Source organism: Citrobacter meridianamericanus, assembly GCF_041320245.1.
GTDB lineage: Bacteria > Pseudomonadota > Gammaproteobacteria > Enterobacterales > Enterobacteriaceae > Citrobacter > Citrobacter meridianamericanus.
In genome coordinates, this window is record NZ_CP101036.1 from 967358 (window position 1) to 984882 (window position 17525).

Annotated in this window: 22 protein-coding genes; 5 read left to right on the forward strand and 17 right to left on the reverse strand. The window is 51.5% G+C overall.

What is annotated here, in order from left to right; translation table 11 throughout:
- Positions 1–61 precede the first annotated feature (61 nt).
- From mltC to mutY, 3 genes are all read right to left on the reverse strand, one after another.
- The gene (gene mltC / locus NMD08_RS04665; RefSeq protein WP_187253191.1) at positions 62–1147 is read right to left on the reverse strand and encodes a membrane-bound lytic murein transglycosylase MltC; all 1086 of its coding nucleotides are present in this window, start codon (positions 1145–1147) and stop codon (positions 62–64) included.
- A gap of 86 nt (positions 1148–1233) precedes the next feature.
- On the reverse strand, positions 1234–1503 hold the full coding sequence (locus tag NMD08_RS04670) for an oxidative damage protection protein (RefSeq protein ID WP_003027126.1): 270 nt from the start codon (positions 1501–1503) through the stop codon (positions 1234–1236).
- 27 nt (positions 1504–1530) lie between these two features.
- Positions 1531–2583 (reverse strand): A/G-specific adenine glycosylase, encoded by a 1053-nt coding sequence (gene mutY / locus NMD08_RS04675; RefSeq protein WP_187253190.1) that lies wholly within the window; start codon positions 2581–2583, stop codon positions 1531–1533.
- 160 nt (positions 2584–2743) lie between these two features.
- Between mutY and trmB the strand changes: the two genes are divergently transcribed.
- The 4 genes from trmB (at position 2744) to ansB (ending at position 5793) form a co-directional block, all read left to right on the forward strand.
- The gene (trmB, locus tag NMD08_RS04680; protein ID WP_151218360.1) at positions 2744–3463 is read left to right on the forward strand and encodes a tRNA (guanosine(46)-N7)-methyltransferase TrmB; all 720 of its coding nucleotides are present in this window, start codon (positions 2744–2746) and stop codon (positions 3461–3463) included.
- Positions 3463–3789 (forward strand): YggL family protein, encoded by a 327-nt coding sequence (locus NMD08_RS04685; protein ID WP_016154406.1) that lies wholly within the window; start codon positions 3463–3465, stop codon positions 3787–3789. Before trmB ends, NMD08_RS04685 begins: the two co-directional genes overlap by 1 nt.
- 49 nt (positions 3790–3838) lie before the next feature.
- Positions 3839–4558: a DUF2884 domain-containing protein gene (locus NMD08_RS04690; RefSeq protein ID WP_370619653.1), complete on the forward strand. Its 720-nt coding sequence runs from the start codon at positions 3839–3841 to the stop codon at positions 4556–4558.
- 188 nt (positions 4559–4746) lie between these two features.
- Positions 4747–5793: an L-asparaginase 2 gene (gene ansB, locus NMD08_RS04695; RefSeq protein WP_286543945.1), complete on the forward strand. Its 1047-nt coding sequence runs from the start codon at positions 4747–4749 to the stop codon at positions 5791–5793.
- Positions 5794–5866: 73 nt separating this feature from the next.
- On the opposite strand, the gene NMD08_RS04700 is transcribed toward ansB, so the two are convergent.
- The 8 genes from NMD08_RS04700 to NMD08_RS04735 form a co-directional block, all read right to left on the reverse strand.
- Positions 5867–7168, reverse strand: coding sequence for a TRAP transporter large permease (locus tag NMD08_RS04700; RefSeq protein ID WP_151218359.1), 1302 nt, complete (start codon positions 7166–7168; stop codon positions 5867–5869).
- Entirely contained in the window at positions 7168–7671 is a 504-nt protein-coding gene (locus tag NMD08_RS04705) for a TRAP transporter small permease (RefSeq protein WP_151218399.1), read from the reverse strand. Before NMD08_RS04705 ends, NMD08_RS04700 begins: the two co-directional genes overlap by 1 nt.
- Before the next feature lie 44 nt (positions 7672–7715).
- A complete protein-coding gene (locus tag NMD08_RS04710; protein WP_151218358.1) occupies positions 7716–8702 on the reverse strand; it encodes a TRAP transporter substrate-binding protein in 987 nt (328 codons plus the stop codon).
- Between the two features lie 312 nt (positions 8703–9014).
- Positions 9015–10151 carry a radical SAM family heme chaperone HemW gene (gene hemW, locus NMD08_RS04715; RefSeq protein WP_151224320.1) on the reverse strand — a complete coding sequence of 379 codons (1137 nt, stop codon included), beginning with the start codon at positions 10149–10151 and terminating at the stop codon, positions 9015–9017.
- Positions 10144–10737 carry an XTP/dITP diphosphatase gene (locus NMD08_RS04720; RefSeq protein ID WP_370619656.1) on the reverse strand — a complete coding sequence of 198 codons (594 nt, stop codon included), beginning with the start codon at positions 10735–10737 and terminating at the stop codon, positions 10144–10146. Before NMD08_RS04720 ends, hemW begins: the two co-directional genes overlap by 8 nt.
- 7 nt (positions 10738–10744) lie before the next feature.
- Positions 10745–11035: a DUF167 family protein YggU gene (gene yggU / locus NMD08_RS04725; protein ID WP_005123286.1), complete on the reverse strand. Its 291-nt coding sequence runs from the start codon at positions 11033–11035 to the stop codon at positions 10745–10747.
- Positions 11032–11598: a YggT family protein gene (locus tag NMD08_RS04730; RefSeq protein ID WP_003027097.1), complete on the reverse strand. Its 567-nt coding sequence runs from the start codon at positions 11596–11598 to the stop codon at positions 11032–11034. The genes yggU and NMD08_RS04730 overlap by 4 nt, the downstream gene beginning before the upstream one ends.
- Before the next feature lie 18 nt (positions 11599–11616).
- A complete protein-coding gene (locus NMD08_RS04735) occupies positions 11617–12321 on the reverse strand; it encodes a YggS family pyridoxal phosphate-dependent enzyme (protein ID WP_151218355.1) in 705 nt (234 codons plus the stop codon).
- A gap of 17 nt (positions 12322–12338) precedes the next feature.
- Between NMD08_RS04735 and NMD08_RS04740 the strand changes: the two genes are divergently transcribed.
- On the forward strand, positions 12339–13319 hold the full coding sequence (locus NMD08_RS04740; protein ID WP_151218354.1) for a type IV pilus twitching motility protein PilT: 981 nt from the start codon (positions 12339–12341) through the stop codon (positions 13317–13319).
- On the opposite strand, the gene ruvX is transcribed toward NMD08_RS04740, so the two are convergent.
- The 6 genes from ruvX to NMD08_RS04770 all read right to left on the reverse strand — a co-directional run bounded on the left by ruvX (position 13316) and on the right by NMD08_RS04770 (position 17472).
- Positions 13316–13732 (reverse strand): Holliday junction resolvase RuvX, encoded by a 417-nt coding sequence (gene ruvX, locus NMD08_RS04745; protein ID WP_006686843.1) that lies wholly within the window; start codon positions 13730–13732, stop codon positions 13316–13318. The genes NMD08_RS04740 and ruvX overlap by 4 nt on opposite strands.
- Positions 13732–14295 carry a YqgE/AlgH family protein gene (locus tag NMD08_RS04750; protein ID WP_003027086.1) on the reverse strand — a complete coding sequence of 188 codons (564 nt, stop codon included), beginning with the start codon at positions 14293–14295 and terminating at the stop codon, positions 13732–13734. The genes ruvX and NMD08_RS04750 overlap by 1 nt, the downstream gene beginning before the upstream one ends.
- Positions 14296–14406: 111 nt before the next feature.
- The gene (gshB, locus tag NMD08_RS04755; protein WP_003027083.1) at positions 14407–15354 is read right to left on the reverse strand and encodes a glutathione synthase; all 948 of its coding nucleotides are present in this window, start codon (positions 15352–15354) and stop codon (positions 14407–14409) included.
- A gap of 12 nt (positions 15355–15366) precedes the next feature.
- The gene (rsmE, locus tag NMD08_RS04760) at positions 15367–16098 is read right to left on the reverse strand and encodes a 16S rRNA (uracil(1498)-N(3))-methyltransferase (RefSeq protein ID WP_187253186.1); all 732 of its coding nucleotides are present in this window, start codon (positions 16096–16098) and stop codon (positions 15367–15369) included.
- Positions 16099–16172: 74 nt separating this feature from the next.
- Positions 16173–16880 (reverse strand): deoxyribonuclease I, encoded by a 708-nt coding sequence (gene endA / locus NMD08_RS04765; protein WP_151218353.1) that lies wholly within the window; start codon positions 16878–16880, stop codon positions 16173–16175.
- Between the two features lie 94 nt (positions 16881–16974).
- Entirely contained in the window at positions 16975–17472 is a 498-nt protein-coding gene (locus tag NMD08_RS04770) for a SprT family zinc-dependent metalloprotease (RefSeq protein ID WP_151218352.1), read from the reverse strand.
- Positions 17473–17525 lie beyond the last annotated feature (53 nt).

Here is a 17525-nt window from a genome sequence, read left to right on the forward strand (position 1 = left end):
TGATGGAGTTAACACTTTACCCTCTTCTGGCCCCGTTTTCCGGGGCAGGAGAGGGGATATATTAGCGGCGTCGATATGATTTTTGTGCGGAATTGACCTTGTAAAGGTATCGGCGTGATTCAGCAGACGGATGTCGGGTGGTCAGCGTTTGATAAACGTCCCCCGGGGTCATGCTGTTGATAATATTTGCGGCCTGAATTTTATCGTTCGAGAAAACGCGTAGCACGCTGCCCGCACCGCCGTTATACGCGGTGATCACCGCATAGCGACGGGAGGTTGGATTATCAATGCCGCCTAAATAGACATTATTGAGCATTGCCAGATAAGCGGTACCGGTATCAATGTTGCTGGCCGGGTCAAACAGGAAGCTACGGCTCGGCGTGCCGGAGCGCCCCTGCGAACGAAATACATCTTTCCCGGCGCTGTGTTGCACCACCTGCATCAGCCCCAGCGCATCGGCATGGCTGACCGCATACGGGTTAAATGAGGATTCGGTTTGCATGATGGCCAGAATCAGTGACTCATCGACGCCATACTTACGCGAAGCCTGACGCACCAAGCCGACGTATTTATGCGCGCGCTTATCAAGGTGGTTCGGTACCAGATTGATTGTCACGCTATAGATGATGCGAATACCGTTGCTGCGGCTTTTCAGGCGCGTTTTCAGCAGATAGTCAGCGAAATTGGTGGCGCGGCCCTCCCAACGAATTGGCTGGCCAGTATTATCGACCACTTGCCCGTACAGGAACGGCTCTTTGGAAATCTTAATGTCGTCGACATCGGAATAGAGGTCGATAGATCCCGGATCATCGCCCATCAGCAATGTCTTGATAATCGCCCGACGCAGGTGTCCGGCGGGATCTGTCCCGGCAATGGTCTCGACGGTTATCGTGCCGTCATCAAAGTTGATATGGCTGCGGGTTTGATACTGATCGGTATACTTTACGTAGTCCTTTGGACCCGCAATCAGCACTTCCTTAAACCCCCACAGATTCTCAATGTTATGGGCAAATTGCCCCATCAGAATATCAAAACCGTTGGTATCCTTGACCCAGGCTTCGTTATAGGAATCGCCTTTTTTGGTCGAACTGGAACAGGAGATGAGCAACGGCGCAATAACGGCAAGCGCGAGAAATTTTTTCATCATTCCGGGAGTGCGTGTTGTGTTTGTTATTTGCAAGGACCAGATTAAATCGTAGGCCGGATAAGCACAGCGTCATCCGGCAACGGCTCTTATGACTCTGGTGTATAGCCTTCAATATGCACATCTTTGCCTTCAAACAGGAAATTGATCATCTCCTGCTCAAGCAGTTTACGGTGCTCAACGTTCATCATATTAAGCTTCTTCTCGTTAATCAGCATGGTTTGCTTATGCTGCCATTGCGCCCATGCTTCTTTAGAAATTTCGTTATAGATGCGTTTCCCCAGATCGCCCGGGTACAGCTGAAAATCCTGGCCTTCGGCTTCGCGTTGCAGGAAAGTGCAAAAAATTGTTCTGCTCATAAAAAATCCTCTCTATCGACCGGTACGTTAAACGTGTGTACCGGCACGTAATTGCTGTAACAAACGCTCCACGGGGGCCGCCAGTCCGACCGACGGCGGTTGCGCTAAGTTATACCAGAGCGCGTTGCCTTCATCCATGCATGAGCTGAACGAAGACACGGGAAGCCACATAGGCACAATATCTAAGTGGAAATGGCTAAAGGTATGGCGAAACGCATTAAGTTGGGTCAGATTATCTGCGTTAATTTGCCGTTGCGCCAGCCAGTTGCGCAGCCCGTTTTCATCGTCAAACTGCGGAAAACAGTATAAACCACCCCATAAGCCGCTGGGGGGGCGCTGCGCGAGCAATACTTCGTCATTATGCTGCATCAGTAAAAAATAGCCCGTCCGTTCCGGCAGCGTTTGTTTGGGCTTTTTACCCGGGTAAAGCGCCCAGCTTGCATTGGCGCTGGCCACACAGCCATTATCCAACGGACACAGAGAACATTTAGGCTTGGATCGCGTACAGACCATGGCGCCTAAATCCATCATCGCCTGATTAAATCGCTCAACGCCATGGGCGGGCGTCACCTGCTCGCTCAACTCCCACAGCTTCTTTTCGACCTCTTTTTTACCCGGCCAGCCGCTTACAGCATAACAGCGAGCCAGCACGCGTTTGACGTTACCGTCGAGAATCGGAAAATGCTGACCCAGAGAAAGAGAAAGGATCGCGCCTGCGGTTGAACGTCCGACGCCTGGCAGAGCAGCCACCTCATCAAAGGTTTGCGGGAATGTGCCGCCATGTAGCGTGACAACCTGCTGCGCGGCTTTATGCAGATTACGCGCTCGGGCGTAATAGCCCAGCCCGGTCCATAAATGCAGGACTTCATCCAGCGGCGCATGGGCTAAATCTGTTACCGTTGGGAAGCGCGCCATAAAACGCTCAAAATAGGGGATTACGGTCGCAACCTGGGTTTGTTGCAGCATCACCTCAGAGAGCCATACTTTGTAAGGCGTCTTGTCAATTTGCCAGGGTAGCGTTTTCCGCCCGTATTTGTCGTACCAGCTCAACACCTGAGCCGAGAATTGAGACGCTTGCATGATTACCGTTTCATTATTGCCGGGGGCAAGATTGCAGCACAGCGGCAACGGGGTGTAAACCGGAACTTTCCGCTGCTCACTTTCTTCCTTTACTTGCATCCGGCAACTAACTTTGGATAATGCCCGTTTTCAGTACTCAAACACAGCAGACTAAACTTTTATGAAGAACGACGTCATTTCACCGGAATTTGATGAAAACGGCCGCCCTCTGCGCCGGATTCGTAGTTTTGTTCGTCGCCAGGGGCGACTGACCAAAGGGCAGGAACACGCGCTGGAAAACTACTGGCCGGTGATGGGCGTTGAGTTCAGCGAAGAGCCCGTGGATTTCGCTGAACTGTTTGGTCGTGATGCGCCAGTCACTCTTGAAATTGGTTTTGGTATGGGGGCTTCGCTGGTGGCGATGGCGAAAGCGCGTCCGGAGCAAAATTTCCTCGGTATTGAGGTTCACTCCCCGGGTGTTGGCGCGTGTCTGGCTTCAGCGCATGAAGAGGGCGTCGAAAACCTGCGCGTCATGTGCCATGATGCCGTTGAAGTCCTGCATAAAATGATTCCTGACAATTCTTTATCTATGGTTCAGCTGTTTTTCCCTGACCCGTGGCATAAAGCACGTCATAATAAACGCCGTATCGTTCAGGTACCGTTTGCTGAGCACATCTTAAGCAAGCTGAAGCTGGGTGGCGTATTCCACATGGCAACCGACTGGGAAGCTTATGCGGAACACATGCTGGAAGTGATGTCCTCCATTGACGGGTATAAAAACCAGTCAGAGAGTAACGATTATGTACCGCGCCCACAATCGCGCCCGGTAACCAAATTTGAACAACGTGGTCATCGTCTTGGCCACGGCGTATGGGACTTAATGTTCGAGAGGGTGAAATAATGGCAAAGAACCGTAGCCGTCGTCTGCGTAAAAAGATGCACATCGACGAATTCCAGGAAGTAGGATTTTCGGTTGCATGGCGTTTCCCGGAAGGTACATCTGGAGAGCAGGTCGATCAAATCGTTGATGACTTTATCAATGAAGTTATTGAACCGAACAAGCTGGCTTTTGATGGCAGCGGCTATCTGGCCTGGGAAGGTTTGATCTGTCTGCAGGAAATCGGCAAATGCACCGAAGAACATCAGGCAATCGTGCGTAAGTGGCTGGAAGAGCACAAGCTCGAAGAAGTGCGTACCAGCGAACTTTTCGATATTTGGTGGGACTAAGTAGCACAGGGTCGGCAAATGCCGGCCCGATTTGTCTTGAGGGAAAGATATGATGCGCAAAACGCTGCTGGCGGCAGTTCTGACGTTTACGGCGATGGCCGCACATGCAGATTATAAGTGCAGCGTCACCCCGCGTGACGATGTGATTTTGAGCCCACAAACGGTTCAGGTGAAGGGAGAGAACGGCGACCTGGTGATTACTCAGGCCGGAGATATCACCTTCAATGGTAAACAGTACACCCTGAGCGCCGCACAGCGTGAGCAGGCCAAAGATTATCATGCGGCGTTGCGTAGCAGCCTGCCGTGGATTGACGACGGTGCCAGAGAGCGTGTTGAGAAAGGTCGCGTAGCGCTGGATAAAATCATTGCCAAAGAAGTCGGTGAAAGCAGCAATATGCGCGGGCGTTTAACCAAGCTCGATGCGCAACTGAAAGAGCAGATGAACCGGATCATTGAGCATCGTACTGACGGTCTGACCTTCCATTATAAGGCGATTGACCAGGTTCGCACGGACGGACAGCAACTGGTGAATCAGGCGATGGGCGGTATTTTGCAGGACAGTATCAACGAAATGGGCGCCAAAGCCGTGCTGAAAGGCGGCGGTAATCCGCTGCAGGGCGTACTCGGAAGCCTCGGTGGTTTGCAGACTTCAATTCAAAATGAATGGAAGAATCAGGAACAAGACTTCCAGCAATTTGGCAAAGATGTTTGTGCCCGCGTCGTGACGCTGGAAAACGATCGTAAAACGCTGGTTAGCACTCTGAAATAATCTTCACCTCTTTTTAACGGCACAGAAACATTCTGTGCCGTTTTATTTTGTATATTTCTGTTTTTTTGATATCCATCTCTAAGAATGACAATTTGATGGAGATATAAATCTGGTTAATTGGATGGCGTCACATTATTCATCTGTGAGATAGACATAATGCTGCAAATTCAAGTAACTGGAGAAATAACATGGAGTTTTTCAAGAGAACGGCACTTGCCGCACTGGTTATGGGTTTCAGCGGTGCGGCGCTTGCACTGCCAAATATCACTATTTTAGCGACCGGTGGGACGATTGCCGGCGGTGGTGATTCCGCGACAAAATCTAACTACACTGCAGGCAAGGTCGGCGTAGAAAATCTGGTTGAAGCCGTACCTCAGTTGAAAGATATCGCCGTGGTTAAAGGCGAGCAGGTGGTGAACATCGGCTCCCAGGATATGAATGACGACGTCTGGTTAACGCTGGCGAAAAAGATTAATACCGAGTGTGATAAAACAGACGGCTTCGTGGTAACACATGGTACGGATACCATGGAAGAAACCGCCTATTTCCTCGATCTGACTGTCAAATGCAACAAGCCTGTGGTGCTGGTAGGTGCTATGCGTCCGTCTACGGGTATGAGCGCTGATGGCCCGTTCAACTTATATAACGCCGTGGTAACCGCCGCAGATAAAGCCTCTGCCAACCGCGGTGTGCTCGTGGTGATGAACGACACCGTTATGGATGGTCGCGACGTGACCAAAACCAACACTACGGATGTCGCTACCTTCAAATCCGTTAACTATGGTCCTTTGGGCTATATCCATAACGGTAAAATCGACTACCAGCGTACGCCTGCGCGTAAGCACACCACATCCACGCCGTTCGATGTTTCTAAGCTGACCGAGCTGCCGAAAGTTGGGATTGTTTATAACTACGCTAACGCCTCCGACCTGCCAGCCAAAGCATTGGTGGACGCGGGGTACGCCGGGATCGTCAGTGCGGGTGTAGGTAACGGTAACCTGTATAAAACCATTTTCGATACGCTGGCAACTGCCGCGCATAAAGGTACCGTTGTGGTGCGTTCATCCCGTGTACCAACGGGCGCCACCACCCAGGATGCTGAAGTTGATGATGCGAAGTACGGCTTTGTGGCTTCAGGCTCGCTGAATCCGCAAAAAGCCCGCGTGCTGCTGCAGCTGGCGCTGACGCAGACCAAGGATCCTAAGCAGATCCAGGAAATGTTTAATAAGTACTAATTGCATAAAAAATGCCCCAACCGTAACGTTGGGGCATTCTCCAGAGATAGCTTGTCTCTGTAACTCTTCGTATTTACATCAACCCCAGCATCTGTGGAATAAACAGAGAGATCTGTGGAATGTATATGATCATCATAAGTGCGACCAGCAATGCGGCGTAAAATGGCAGCAGGGGTTTGATCAATTGCTGAATCTTCACGCCTGAGATTGAACAACCCACAAACAATGCACTTCCTACAGGTGGTGTCAGCAAACCAATACACAGGTTGGCGACCATCATGATGCCGAAATGTACCGGATCCATACCCAGCTCTTGAGCGATTGGCAAGAAAATGGGGGTAAAGATCAGTACTGCCGGGGTCATATCCATAAAGATCCCAACAACCAGCAATACAATATTGATTAATAGTAGAATAATCAGTGGATTATCGGAAATACCCATTAATGTATCACTGATCATATAAGGAATATCGGCATTGGTCATTGCCCAGGACATGCCGACAGAGAAGCCGATCAGTAACAGTACAATAGAGGTCATCACGACTGATTCCAGGATCAGTTTTGGTAAATCACGCCATTTAACTTCCCGATAAATCAGCACCGAGAGAATGAAGGTGTAGATGACAGCAATCGCTGAGGCTTCTGTTGCGGTAAAGATCCCACCCAAAATACCGCCCATCACAATAATGACCAGTAACAGACTCGGTAGCGCATCCAGAAGCGCTTTTACTGCCTGTGCGCAGGTTGGTCTTTCCGACAGGGGATAACCACGGCGTTTGGCGATAATCGCGCATACCACCATGATAGAAAGCCCCATCAGGATCCCAGGTAAATAACCCGCCATAAACAACGAGGCAACCGAAACACCGCCGGCAGTGAGAGAAAACACAATTAACACATTTGATGGTGGGATTAACAGCCCGGTAATACAGGAGGAAACGTTAACGGCTGTAGAGAAGGTTGGATCGTATCCTTGCTTTGTCTGAATAGGATTAAGTGTACCGCCAACGGCAGCAGCAGCGGCAACGGCAGAGCCGGAAATCGAACCAAACATCATGTTTGCCAGCACGTTGACATGACCAAGTGAACCAGGAACTCGTCCAACCATCACCTGCGCCAGGTTAATTAGCCGGATGGCGATCCCACCGCTGTTCATCAGCGTACCTGCGAAGATGAAAAATGGGATAGCCAGTAGGGCAAAATTATCTAATCCATTTGCCAGGCGCTGAGAGACGGTGATAACGGCAACATCCCAGGGAAACATCAGCAGCATGGAGGCCACGGTGGCAATGCCAATAGAGAAAGAGATAGGTACGCCAATAAATACCAGAGCAAAGAAGCAGCCGAATAGGGTAAGTGCGATATAACCGTCCATCAAATTGCTCCCAGAGAAGATTTTTTCAATTGCTGAACATTTTGGTGAATAAACCACAGGGCGTAGAACATCATGACTGCGCCGCTTAGCGGCAGGATGATATACACATAGCCCATCGGTATTTGCATGGCCGCAGAAACTTGTGCCGTTGCCAGTGTTTTATTAATCAGCTTGATACCGCCAGTGACGATGACTGAGCCAGCAAAGCCGAAAATCAGCAGATTAATGAATATGCTCAACAAAGCCTGTTTACGTTTATTGATCGACATGGCCAGTAGATCGATGGACAGGTGGCGTTGGGCACCTACGGTATAGGCTGCACCTAATAATCCGACCCAGATCATTAAGAAGCGCGCCAGTTCGTCAGTTAAGGTACTGGGCTGATTGAGTACGTAGCGGCTAAAAACCTGCCAGACTACGCAGACAACCAGCGCAATCATTACGGTGACCGAAAATGTAGCAATGACGCGGTCTACCGCAAGTTTAAGGCGGTTAAATATCATCATTAGGATCCTGGTGAAACGGGGCCAGTTACTGGCCCTTAAGGTTATTGTGCAGCGTCTTCAAACTTCGCCAGCAGGGCGGCTTGTTTTGGGTCTTTTTTGAAATCATCAAACAGTGGCTGAACGGCAGCACGGAAAGGGGCTTTTTCTACTTTCACGATTTCGCCACCCATGGCTTTTGCCTGAGCACGGGTATCGGCATCGATTTTATCCCACAATTTTTGTTGATAAGCTTCGGAGTTTTTAGCAGCCTGGGCGAGTATTTGTTGTTGCTCTGGCGTCAATTTGTTCCATGTTTTGGTCGAGATAACCAGAAAATCTGGAATAGAGGCATGCTCGTCTTCGGAGAACACCTTGGCAATTTCAATATGGCGGGTTTGTACCCATGACGGGACGTTGTTCTCCGCGCCATCCACTACGCCTTGCTGCATCGCTGTATAAACTTCGCCAAAGGAAATTGGCGTAGGTGATCCCCCCATCAACTCAATCATTTTAATGGTTGTTGGGCTCGGCTGAACACGGACTTTTAGACCTTTTAGATCGTCTGGCTTGGTAATTGGCTGTTTAGCATAAAAACTACGCGTACCGGCAACATAGGCAGACAAAGCAAAGAATCCTTTCTCTTTAGTGGATTCCATAATTTCTTTACCAACCTCACCAAATACAACCTTGTTGAAATGATTTTGATCTTTAAATAAGAAAGGTAAATTATAAATAGCGTAAATATTATCAAAAGACTCTAAATCACTGGCAGAACCTTTGGTCATATCCAGCGCACCATTTTGCAATAGCTCCATTGTTTCACGAGCATTACCCATTTGGCTGCTGGGATAAATTCGCACAGTCATTTTGCCGTCGGACAGTTGTTTCACCTCTTTGGCCATCTCTTCAAAGGCCTGGTGGACAACATGGCTTCGTTCCAGGTTGTGTGCCAGTTTAAGGGTAACTTTCTCAGCAGCATTTACGCCAGCGCTAAGCAACGTCAGTAAGGACGCACAGACCAACGAGCGGGAAAAGGTTCTGATTTTCATAAGTAAGCTCCGTGCTTTAAGGTACAGTAATTGGTTGACATCTCATAATGCCCAAACTGTTTCTGTATGATAAGTCTTCATAGTTGTCAGACATCTATTCGCTATCTTAATCAGATACCTTTCACATGGCAGTAGTTTGATCTTATTTTGTGCGCTGTGTTCAATATATTTACTTTTGAGTGGGGGGGTATTTGAACAACATAAAATAATTAATGCAGGTATTGTTCAGAAATAACTTCTGATATATTCGGTTTTACCGAGTTTATGGTTTTATAGGGCGAAATAAATATGCGCCCGCAGGCGCATCGGTGATTATTCTGCGAGGAACAATTCAAGGAGGGAGTTCAAAAACAGCTTACCGTGTTGGGTAATCTGCCAGTATTCATCGCATTCACTCAGGTAGCCCAGGGCGATAGCTTCATCGATCTGTTGACGAATAACGTCTTCGGTAAGCCCGGTATATTGCGTGAACTCCGCGCGAGGCGCGGCTTCCAGTAGCCGGAAACGGTTCATAAAGAACTCGAATGGTTTATCGGCCTCGGCGACATCACGCTGACTTTCCAGATAACGCCCCTGCATGTACCCGCGCGGATGCCGCGTTTTAGTGGTGCGCAGAATGCGACCGTCAGGGAACGTGACTTTGCCATGGGCGCCACAGCCAATGCCAAGATAGTCGCCAAAACGCCAGTAATTAAGATTGTGCTGACACTGATAGCCCGGCTTCGCATAGGCTGAGGTTTCGTACTGCTGATACCCGGCGGCGGTCAGCAACTGGTGGCCTTGCTCAAAAATATCCCACAGCGCGTCGTCGTCCGGTAATACCGGCGGTCGGGACCCGAACAGCGTGTTGGGTTCGATGGTCAACTGATACCAGGAAAGATGCGGCGGATTGAGCGCGATGGCCTGCTGCAAATCACCCAGCGCCTCTTCCAGCGTCTGATCCGGTAAACCATGCATCAGGTCGAGGTTAAAGCTGCGTAGTCCCAGACCACTCGCCAGGTGCGCTGCGCGTTTGGCTTCTTCCGGCCCGTGAATACGTCCCAGACGTTCGAGCTTGGTGGAGCTAAAGCTCTGTACGCCAATCGAGATACGATTTACGCCAGCGCGTTGATAATCAACAAAGCGAGCGGCTTCCACCGTCCCGGGATTCGCCTCCATGGTGATTTCTGCATCTGCGGCCAGATTCAGCCGTGCGCGCACGCCGTCGAGCAGCGTTTGCATTGCCGGGCCAGAAAGCAGGCTCGGCGTACCACCACCGATAAAAATCGTCTTTACTTCACGTCCCTGGGCGTGGGCCACCTCAGAATCGAGATCGCTCAGCAGGTGCTGAACATAGTCGTCATGAGGAACCTCGCCCTTGAGCGCATGCGAGTTAAAGTCGCAATACGGGCATTTCTGCACGCACCACGGGATGTGAATATAAAGACTTAGCGGCGGAAGCTTAACCATTACGCAGGGCATCCAGCAGCAGCTTCAGCGCCTGCCCGCGGTGAGAAATCGCACTTTTTTCTTCGCGGGTTAGCTCTGCAGCTGTTTTTCCTTCGGACGGCACAAAAAAGATTGGGTCGTAACCAAAACCACCGTTTCCGGCCGGTTCACGGGTAATCATGCCCGGCCAGCTTCCGTGGCACACTAAAGGCGTGGGATCGTCCGCATGGCGCATATACACTAGCACGCAGTGGAATTGCGCCTGACGCTGGTCATCCGGGACATCCCGCAGGGTGTGCAGCAGTTTTTCCAGGTTCTGTCTGTCAGTCGCATCCTCACCGGAATAGCGGGCCGAATAGATGCCAGGCGCGCCGCCAAGGGCATTAACCGCCAGGCCGGAGTCATCAGCAATGGCTGGCAAACCTGTAATTTGTGCGGCATGACGCGCCTTCAGAATGGCGTTCTCAATAAACGTCAGCCCGGTCTCTTCTGCAGAATCAACACCCAGATCCGTTTGGGCAACAACATCAAGACCGAAATCACTCAGAAGAGAGGCGAGTTCACGCACTTTACCGGCATTGCCGGTCGCAAGGACAACTTTTTGCATGGGATACCTAATCAGTTAGTGCCGCAATTTCGGGCGGGATTTGTTGCGGATGAATAATTTTAACCTGTTTATGGCGGCCAAGCTCGCCCTTCTCAATGACGACCTGGCTTTTCGCTACGCGGAACTGTTTGCCGAGAAACTTCACCAGATGACTGTTGGCTTGTCCATCAACCGGTGGGGCGGTAATGGCGACTTTTAGCTCGTCGCCATGTAAACCCACAATACTGTCACGGCTGGCTTTCGGCTGAATGTAGAGCCGTAAAACCAGACCGTCATCGCAGGGTGTTACGGCACTCATAGCGCCATCCACAGCCCCGGCAGCAGTATGTTGCCTGTCGCTTGTAATACTTCCGCGATCCCCATGTTGATGACATAGAGCAGCAGAACCAGGATCATCGGAGAGAAATCGATCCCGCCCATACCTGGAAGGATACGACGAATAGGACGCAACAGTGGATCCGCCAGTTGAATCAGCACGTACTCCACCGGGCTGCGACCCTGGCTGACCCAGCTCATAATCGCCATCACCAGCAGCACCCAGAAAATCAGCAGCCCAATGGTCTTCAGGACAATGAGTACGGCGGCGATCCAGATGATCGGCTGGAACGTGACCACCTTAAACAGCACGATGGCTTTGATAAAGCTGAGAACGAGTGCAACCAATGCTGATGCGCTGTCAATTGGCCCCATCGGCGGAATAATACGGCGTAACGGGCCGATAATGGGCTGAGTGATTTTCACAATAAACTGCGAGAACGGGTTGTAGAAATCGCAGCGAGACCATTGCATCCACACGCGCAGCAGAAGCGCCATGGTATACAGCTCAATTACCGTTGAGAGCAGGAAGGTCAACGTATTCATGGTGTTCCTTAGTTTTCCTTATTTTTTAGTGTAATCACGAGCACCAAAAATGGCAGTGCCGATGCGCACCATTGTGCTACCCGCCGCGATAGCGGCATCCATATCATCAGACATCCCCAGTGAGAGCGTATCGATATTTGGGTAGCGTGTTTTCAACCCGGCAAATGCTACCGCCATTTGCTGTGCAACTTCAAACTGCCTTACATAATCTGACTCTGGCGCCGGAATAGCCATCAAACCTCGCAGGGTAATGCGCGGCAGCGCGGCGACTTCAGCGGCCAGGGCATCAAGCTCTGCCAACGGAATCCCCGACTTACTGTTCTCATCGCTGATATTAATCTGGATCAGCACATTCAGCGGCGGCAGGCCTTCTGGGCGCTGTTCGCTCAGGCGGGCAGCGATGCGCAGACGATCAATCGTATGGCACCAGTCAAAATGTTCAGCGACCAGACGACTTTTGTTGGACTGCAGCGGGCCGATAAAGTGCCACTGCAGATCGTTGACGCCTTTTTCCTGGAAGTAGCGGATTTTATCCACCCCTTCCTGAACATAGTTTTCACCGAAGGCACGCTGCCCCGCGGTAATGGCTTCTTCGATGGCGCTCGCAGGTTTGGTTTTGCTGACTGCAAGCAACATAACTTCTTCTGAAGACCGCCCGCAACGCGTCGCGGCGGCTGAGATTTTGTCCCGGACATGTGCCAGGTTATGCGCGATATCGTTCATTTTCCGAGGATGTTCATATGAATATGGAAGAAATAGTGGCCCTTAGTGTAAAGCATAACGTGTCGGATCTACACCTGTGCAATGCATGGCCTGCGCGTTGGCGCAGGCGTGGAAAAGTCGAAAGTGCGCCATTTACCGCGCCTGACGTAGAGAATCTGCTGATGTGCTGGCTCAGTGAGCAACAACAGGTACAGTTGCAGGAGCAGGGGCAGATTGATTTTGCCGTTACTCTGACAGACTCCCGGCGGCTGCGCGTCAGCGCATTTGCCCATCAACAGGGAACGTCGCTGGCGTTAAGACTGCTACCGCTGGATTGTCCTCATTTAGACGATCTCCAGACCCCCACGGTCATACCTGAACTGCTGCACAGTGAAAATGGATTAATTCTGGTGACGGGCGCCACCGGCAGCGGTAAATCTACGACCCTGGCGGCGATGGTGGAGTATCTTAATCAGCATAGTGAGGGACACATTCTGACGCTGGAAGATCCTATTGAATATCGCTACACCAGTCGACGTTGTCTGATTCAACAGCGGGAGGTGGGCGTACACTGCACCTCTTTTGCCGCCGGTTTGCGCGGTGCGTTACGCGAAGATCCTGACGTCATTTTGCTGGGCGAGCTGCGCGACGTGGAAACCATTCGGCTGGCATTAACGGCGGCGGAGACCGGACATCTGGTGCTGGCAACGTTACATACGCGCGGGGCGGTGCAGGCTATCGCACGGCTGGTGGATTCCTTTGCAGCAACAGAGAAAGATCCGGTGCGTAACCAGCTGGCAGACAGCCTAAAGGCGGTTCTTTCGCAAAAGCTGGAGGAGGATAAGCAGGGGGGACGCGTGGCGCTATTCGAGCTGCTCGTCAACACGCCCGCCGTGGGCAATTTGATCCGCGAAGGGAAAACACATCAGCTACCCAGCGTGATTCAAACCGGGCAGCAGACAGGTATGCAGTCGTTTGCACAAAGCAAGCAGCAGCGGCAGGCGCTGGGGCGGCTTTAGTAGCCCTGCTCGAAATAGCTTTCCAGGATAATAACGGCAGAAGCGGAGTCCACTTTGCCTTTATTCAATGCCCGATAACCGCCTTGCTCAAACAGGCCTGAGCGGGCTTCGACGGTGCTCAAACGTTCATCGTGCAGCGTTACGGTTACGCCAAAGCGACCATGAATGCGGTTAGCGAATTTACGCGCGCGCGCGGTAAGGGGCTGTTCGGTGCCATCCATGTTGAGCGGCAGGCCGACAATGATTTCATCCGGTTGCCACTCTTTCAGCAGGCGTTCAATCAAATTCCAGTCTGGCGTACCGTCCTGTGCTTTGATGGCGGGCAATGGCCTGGCCGTACCGGTAATACGCTGACCCACCGCGACGCCGATGCTTTTTGTACCAAAATCAAAAGAGAGTAATGTTCCGCTCATCATGCGTGTCCCGCCACGCCGGGCATGGTCTGAATATCTATCCCGATAAGTTTGGCTGCGTCGCGCCAGCGGTCGGCAATCGGCGTTTTAAACAGAATGTTGAGGTCGGCGGGGGCGGTGAGCCAGGCGTTATCCAGTAACTCTTGTTCCAGCTGGCCCTTTTCCCATGATGAATAGCCTAATGCCACCAGCACTTCGGACGGTTGCTCCTGCGTGCCCAGCGTTTCTAATACATCGCGGGAAGTCGTAATGATGGTGTTATCAGAGATGCGAATACTGGACGCAAATCGCGACGGTGGGGTATGAAGAATAAATCCACGATCTTCTGCCAGCGGGCCGCCGAGCATCACGGGCTTATCCAGACGAATGGCCGGATCGCGTTCTTCTGGAGTAATCTTCAGCTTTTCCAGAATCCCTTCAATTTGTAAGTTTTCCAGAGGCTTATTGACGATAATCCCCATTGCACCGTTCTCATTGTGTTCGCAGATATACACCACGGAACGGCGGAAAATTGGATCCTGGAGAGCAGGCATGGCAATTAGAAAGTGATGCTGTAAATTCATTGTCAGAGGTTCTGTTTCCTGGTTCAAAAAAGCAACAGCGCCCAGTATGCGTACAAACAGGAGCGCTGTCACTATGAGTATTGGTAGGGTCCCTTCTACCGGCGAATTTTTTTATTTTTGCAGACGAGCTTCAATAGCGTCCATCAGCATACCGGTAATCGAAACCGGGAACTCCGCTTCAATCTCGCGAATACAAGTTGGGCTGGTGACGTTAATTTCCGTCAGACGATCGCCAATGATATCCAGACCGACAAAAATCAAACCTTTCGCTTTCAGCGTTGGCCCAATGCGACGGGCGATTTCCCAGTCACTGTCGGTTAAGGGACGCGGCTCGCCACGACCACCTGCAGCCAGGTTGCCTCGGGTTTCTCCACCCTGTGGAATACGCGCCAGGCAATATGGAACAGGTTCGCCATCGACCACCAGGACGCGTTTATCGCCATCTTTAATGGCCGGCAGATAGTTCTGCGCCATGCAGTAGCGGGTACCGTGCTCAGTCAGCGTTTCCGCAATAACGCCAAGGTTCGGATCGCCTTCCTTCACGCGGAAAATAGAGGCCCCGCCCATGCCGTCCAGCGGCTTAAGTATGATGTCGCTGTGTTTTTGCCAGAAGGCTTTCAACTGCGCTTTATTACGCGTGACCAGTGTTTCCGGCGTCAGGTCGGCAAACCATGCTGTGAACAACTTTTCGTTGCAATCGCGCAGGCTCTGCGGCTTGTTGACGATCAGTGTTCCTTTCTCTTCTGCACGTTCCAGAATATAGGTTGCGTAGATGAACTCGGTATCAAACGGCGGATCCTTACGCATCAGAATAACGTCCAGGTCTGCCAACGGGAGATCCTGCTCGCTTTTGAACTCATACCATTTGTCGTAGTTCTGCTCTACGCTCAGGGTACGCGTATGGGCGCGGGCCTCACCGTTAATCAGATAAAGATCGGCCATCTCCATATAATGAATTTCGTAACCGCGACGTTGTGCTTCCAGCAGCATAGCGAAGCTGGAATCTTTCTTGATGTTGATGCTTGCGATGGGATCCATCACGATGCCGAGCTTGATCATTGTTTTTCTCCGTTAGCCCAGATCGCCAAAACGCACCTGTAGCGCGGTAATGGCGGTGAGCGCAGTTGTCTCAGTACGCAGAACGCGAGGTCCTAACAGAATATCAGTAAACTGATACCGTGCGGTCATGGCAATTTCATCTGCCGACAACCCACCTTCCGGGCCAATCAGCAAGCGGATGCGCTCTACCGGGAGCGGCAGCGTGTTGATACTGGCGCTGGCGCGAGGATGTAGATTGAGTTTCAGTCCTGCGTCCTGTTCTGCGCACCATGCTTCCAGATCCATTGCCGGGCGAATTTCAGGCACCCGATTACGACCGCACTGTTCGCAGGCGGCAATGGCGATTTTTTGCCACTGCTGGAGCTTCTTGTTCAGGCGTTCACTGTCCAGTTTAACGCCGCAACGCTCAGAAAAAAGTGGCGTAATGAGGCTTACACCCAGTTCGATCGATTTCTGGATAGTAAATTCCATTTTTTCACCGCGCGACATCACCTGACCCAGGTGGATATGCAACGGTGATTCCCGATCGTCGAGTTCTGCGTTAAGCACCTTCACCTCCACGCTTTTTTTACTGGCGTGGGTAATTTCGGCGTCGAATACCTGATTGCTGCCATCAAACAGCTGTAACGGCTGGCCTGGCCCCATACGTAGTACGCGGCCGATATGGTTGGCAGCATCTTCACACAGTGAAATTTGGCTACCGGAAGTGAGTGGCTCTGGGTGATAAATGCGAGGAATGCGCATAGTTAAACATCCGCGTCATGGCCCTGGGCTGCAACAAGCCAGGGCATGGTTAAAAATATTGCCGCTAGTGTAGGTTAGCTCTTTTGCGCCTGGCAAGCGCGTTGCACATAGGGGTTATGATTCCCCTGTACCTTCGCGATGCGTTCGTCGCGCTCACACTCCCAGTCGGTGACCGGATACTGCTTATTCCAGGCGTTAAAAAGCTGGGTTTGCTGGCGGGAGAGCGTCAGGTTGTATTGGTCGCGCATATAAAAATAGGTACGCGCGATGGCGCCACGGGCGCGGGCAGGCGGTTCGGCAACTTTCTCTTTGAAATCAACCTTCATCGCGCACTGCCCATACTGGCCTTCGCCACCGTTCCACTGGCTGTACATAAAGTTTGCGCGATCGCCATTCACTTCACCTACCGCAGGCTGCAGGTTATGCATATCGCTTTCCATTTTGCGATAGACCGGATCTTTAGCGCAGTTTTTACGTCCTCCGTCCTGCCAGCACTGACGCTGATGACCAAACTGCCAGGCGGGGACAACGTGTTCCCATTCAATTCGACTGGCGCGGTTTTCGTTTTTTCGCACTTTATAGCCGCAGGATTCGAGGTCAACGACCCCTTTTTTGCCTTGCCAGTTAATTTTACAGCCACAATAGAAATCGCCAGGCGCATCGGCGTTAACTTTGACGCCCGCCGCTTTTGCCTGAGAAAAGCTGTTGATACCTTCGGCTAAAACCGGGCCTGAAAACGCAGCGGCTAACAGGGCGGCTGCAAAAGAAAGATTACGGTACATCACGAACTCCGTGTCAAAACGAGCCCGCAACGTAGCGAAAGTCATTCCTGTATGCAATCAGTTAGATCAGAAAAGTTCCTGATAATTCTGAAGATTATTCTGCAACCAGCGGTTCGCCGCAGTGAACGCAGCGGTAGGTGGCTTCACCGCGTACCACGCGGTTGTGGCGGCGGATGGTCAGTTGGTGTTCCTGACACTTACAGCGGTAAGTATAGGTCTTACGCTGCACGGATTGCAGTTCGAACTGATGCGTACGCCGGGCAGGTACGCCCAGTACGCTCTCCATCATCCATTTCCACTCTTTCCCGTGCGGCGGCACGCGGCCAAAATACTTCCACACCAGTAAATGCGCCAGTTCATGGGGCACCACTTCGTTAACGAACGCATCAACGTTCTCCATCAGCAGGACGGGATTCAGACGAATTTCGTAGGTTTGTAGCCACGCGGTGCCCGCAGCGGTTCCGCGCTGTTGGTAAACCAGCTTTGGCTCCGGGTAATTGCGTTCGAGCTTGAGATTGGCCTGAGCGAGTTTTTCCCGCAGGCTGCGCATAACGGCTTGCTGGATGGCGATAGGGAGACGGGAGGTTTTCATAACGCCAGAGGATAGTGCGACAGGGAAGGGACTGCAAGAGGAAGGCTTCCCCC

What these genes read in the sequence shown, in the direction of transcription:
- ansB (WP_286543945.1), top strand. Translation starts at nt 4,747, where the DNA reads ATGGAGTTTTTCAAGAGAACGGCACTTGCCGCACTGGTTATGGGTTTC.
- NMD08_RS04740 (WP_151218354.1), top strand. Translation starts at nt 12,339, where the DNA reads ATGAATATGGAAGAAATAGTGGCCCTTAGTGTAAAGCATAACGTGTCG.
- hemW (WP_151224320.1), bottom strand. Translation starts at nt 10,151, where the DNA reads ATGGTTAAGCTTCCGCCGCTAAGTCTTTATATTCACATCCCGTGGTGC.
- gshB (WP_003027083.1), bottom strand. Translation starts at nt 15,354, where the DNA reads ATGATCAAGCTCGGCATCGTGATGGATCCCATCGCAAGCATCAACATC.
- NMD08_RS04730 (WP_003027097.1), bottom strand. Translation starts at nt 11,598, where the DNA reads ATGAATACGTTGACCTTCCTGCTCTCAACGGTAATTGAGCTGTATACC.
- trmB (WP_151218360.1), top strand. Translation starts at nt 2,744, where the DNA reads ATGAAGAACGACGTCATTTCACCGGAATTTGATGAAAACGGCCGCCCT.
- ruvX (WP_006686843.1), bottom strand. Translation starts at nt 13,732, where the DNA reads ATGAGCGGAACATTACTCTCTTTTGATTTTGGTACAAAAAGCATCGGC.
- mltC (WP_187253191.1), bottom strand. Translation starts at nt 1,147, where the DNA reads ATGATGAAAAAATTTCTCGCGCTTGCCGTTATTGCGCCGTTGCTCATC.
- NMD08_RS04700 (WP_151218359.1), bottom strand. Translation starts at nt 7,168, where the DNA reads ATGGACGGTTATATCGCACTTACCCTATTCGGCTGCTTCTTTGCTCTG.
- NMD08_RS04770 (WP_151218352.1), bottom strand. Translation starts at nt 17,472, where the DNA reads ATGAAAACCTCCCGTCTCCCTATCGCCATCCAGCAAGCCGTTATGCGC.
- NMD08_RS04720 (WP_370619656.1), bottom strand. Translation starts at nt 10,737, where the DNA reads ATGCAAAAAGTTGTCCTTGCGACCGGCAATGCCGGTAAAGTGCGTGAA.
- rsmE (WP_187253186.1), bottom strand. Translation starts at nt 16,098, where the DNA reads ATGCGCATTCCTCGCATTTATCACCCAGAGCCACTCACTTCCGGTAGC.
- NMD08_RS04670 (WP_003027126.1), bottom strand. Translation starts at nt 1,503, where the DNA reads ATGAGCAGAACAATTTTTTGCACTTTCCTGCAACGCGAAGCCGAAGGC.
- NMD08_RS04710 (WP_151218358.1), bottom strand. Translation starts at nt 8,702, where the DNA reads ATGAAAATCAGAACCTTTTCCCGCTCGTTGGTCTGTGCGTCCTTACTG.
- mutY (WP_187253190.1), bottom strand. Translation starts at nt 2,583, where the DNA reads ATGCAAGCGTCTCAATTCTCGGCTCAGGTGTTGAGCTGGTACGACAAA.
- NMD08_RS04705 (WP_151218399.1), bottom strand. Translation starts at nt 7,671, where the DNA reads ATGATATTTAACCGCCTTAAACTTGCGGTAGACCGCGTCATTGCTACA.
- NMD08_RS04690 (WP_370619653.1), top strand. Translation starts at nt 3,839, where the DNA reads ATGATGCGCAAAACGCTGCTGGCGGCAGTTCTGACGTTTACGGCGATG.
- endA (WP_151218353.1), bottom strand. Translation starts at nt 16,880, where the DNA reads ATGTACCGTAATCTTTCTTTTGCAGCCGCCCTGTTAGCCGCTGCGTTT.
- NMD08_RS04735 (WP_151218355.1), bottom strand. Translation starts at nt 12,321, where the DNA reads ATGAACGATATCGCGCATAACCTGGCACATGTCCGGGACAAAATCTCA.
- NMD08_RS04750 (WP_003027086.1), bottom strand. Translation starts at nt 14,295, where the DNA reads ATGAATTTACAGCATCACTTTCTAATTGCCATGCCTGCTCTCCAGGAT.
- yggU (WP_005123286.1), bottom strand. Translation starts at nt 11,035, where the DNA reads ATGAGTGCCGTAACACCCTGCGATGACGGTCTGGTTTTACGGCTCTAC.
- NMD08_RS04685 (WP_016154406.1), top strand. Translation starts at nt 3,463, where the DNA reads ATGGCAAAGAACCGTAGCCGTCGTCTGCGTAAAAAGATGCACATCGAC.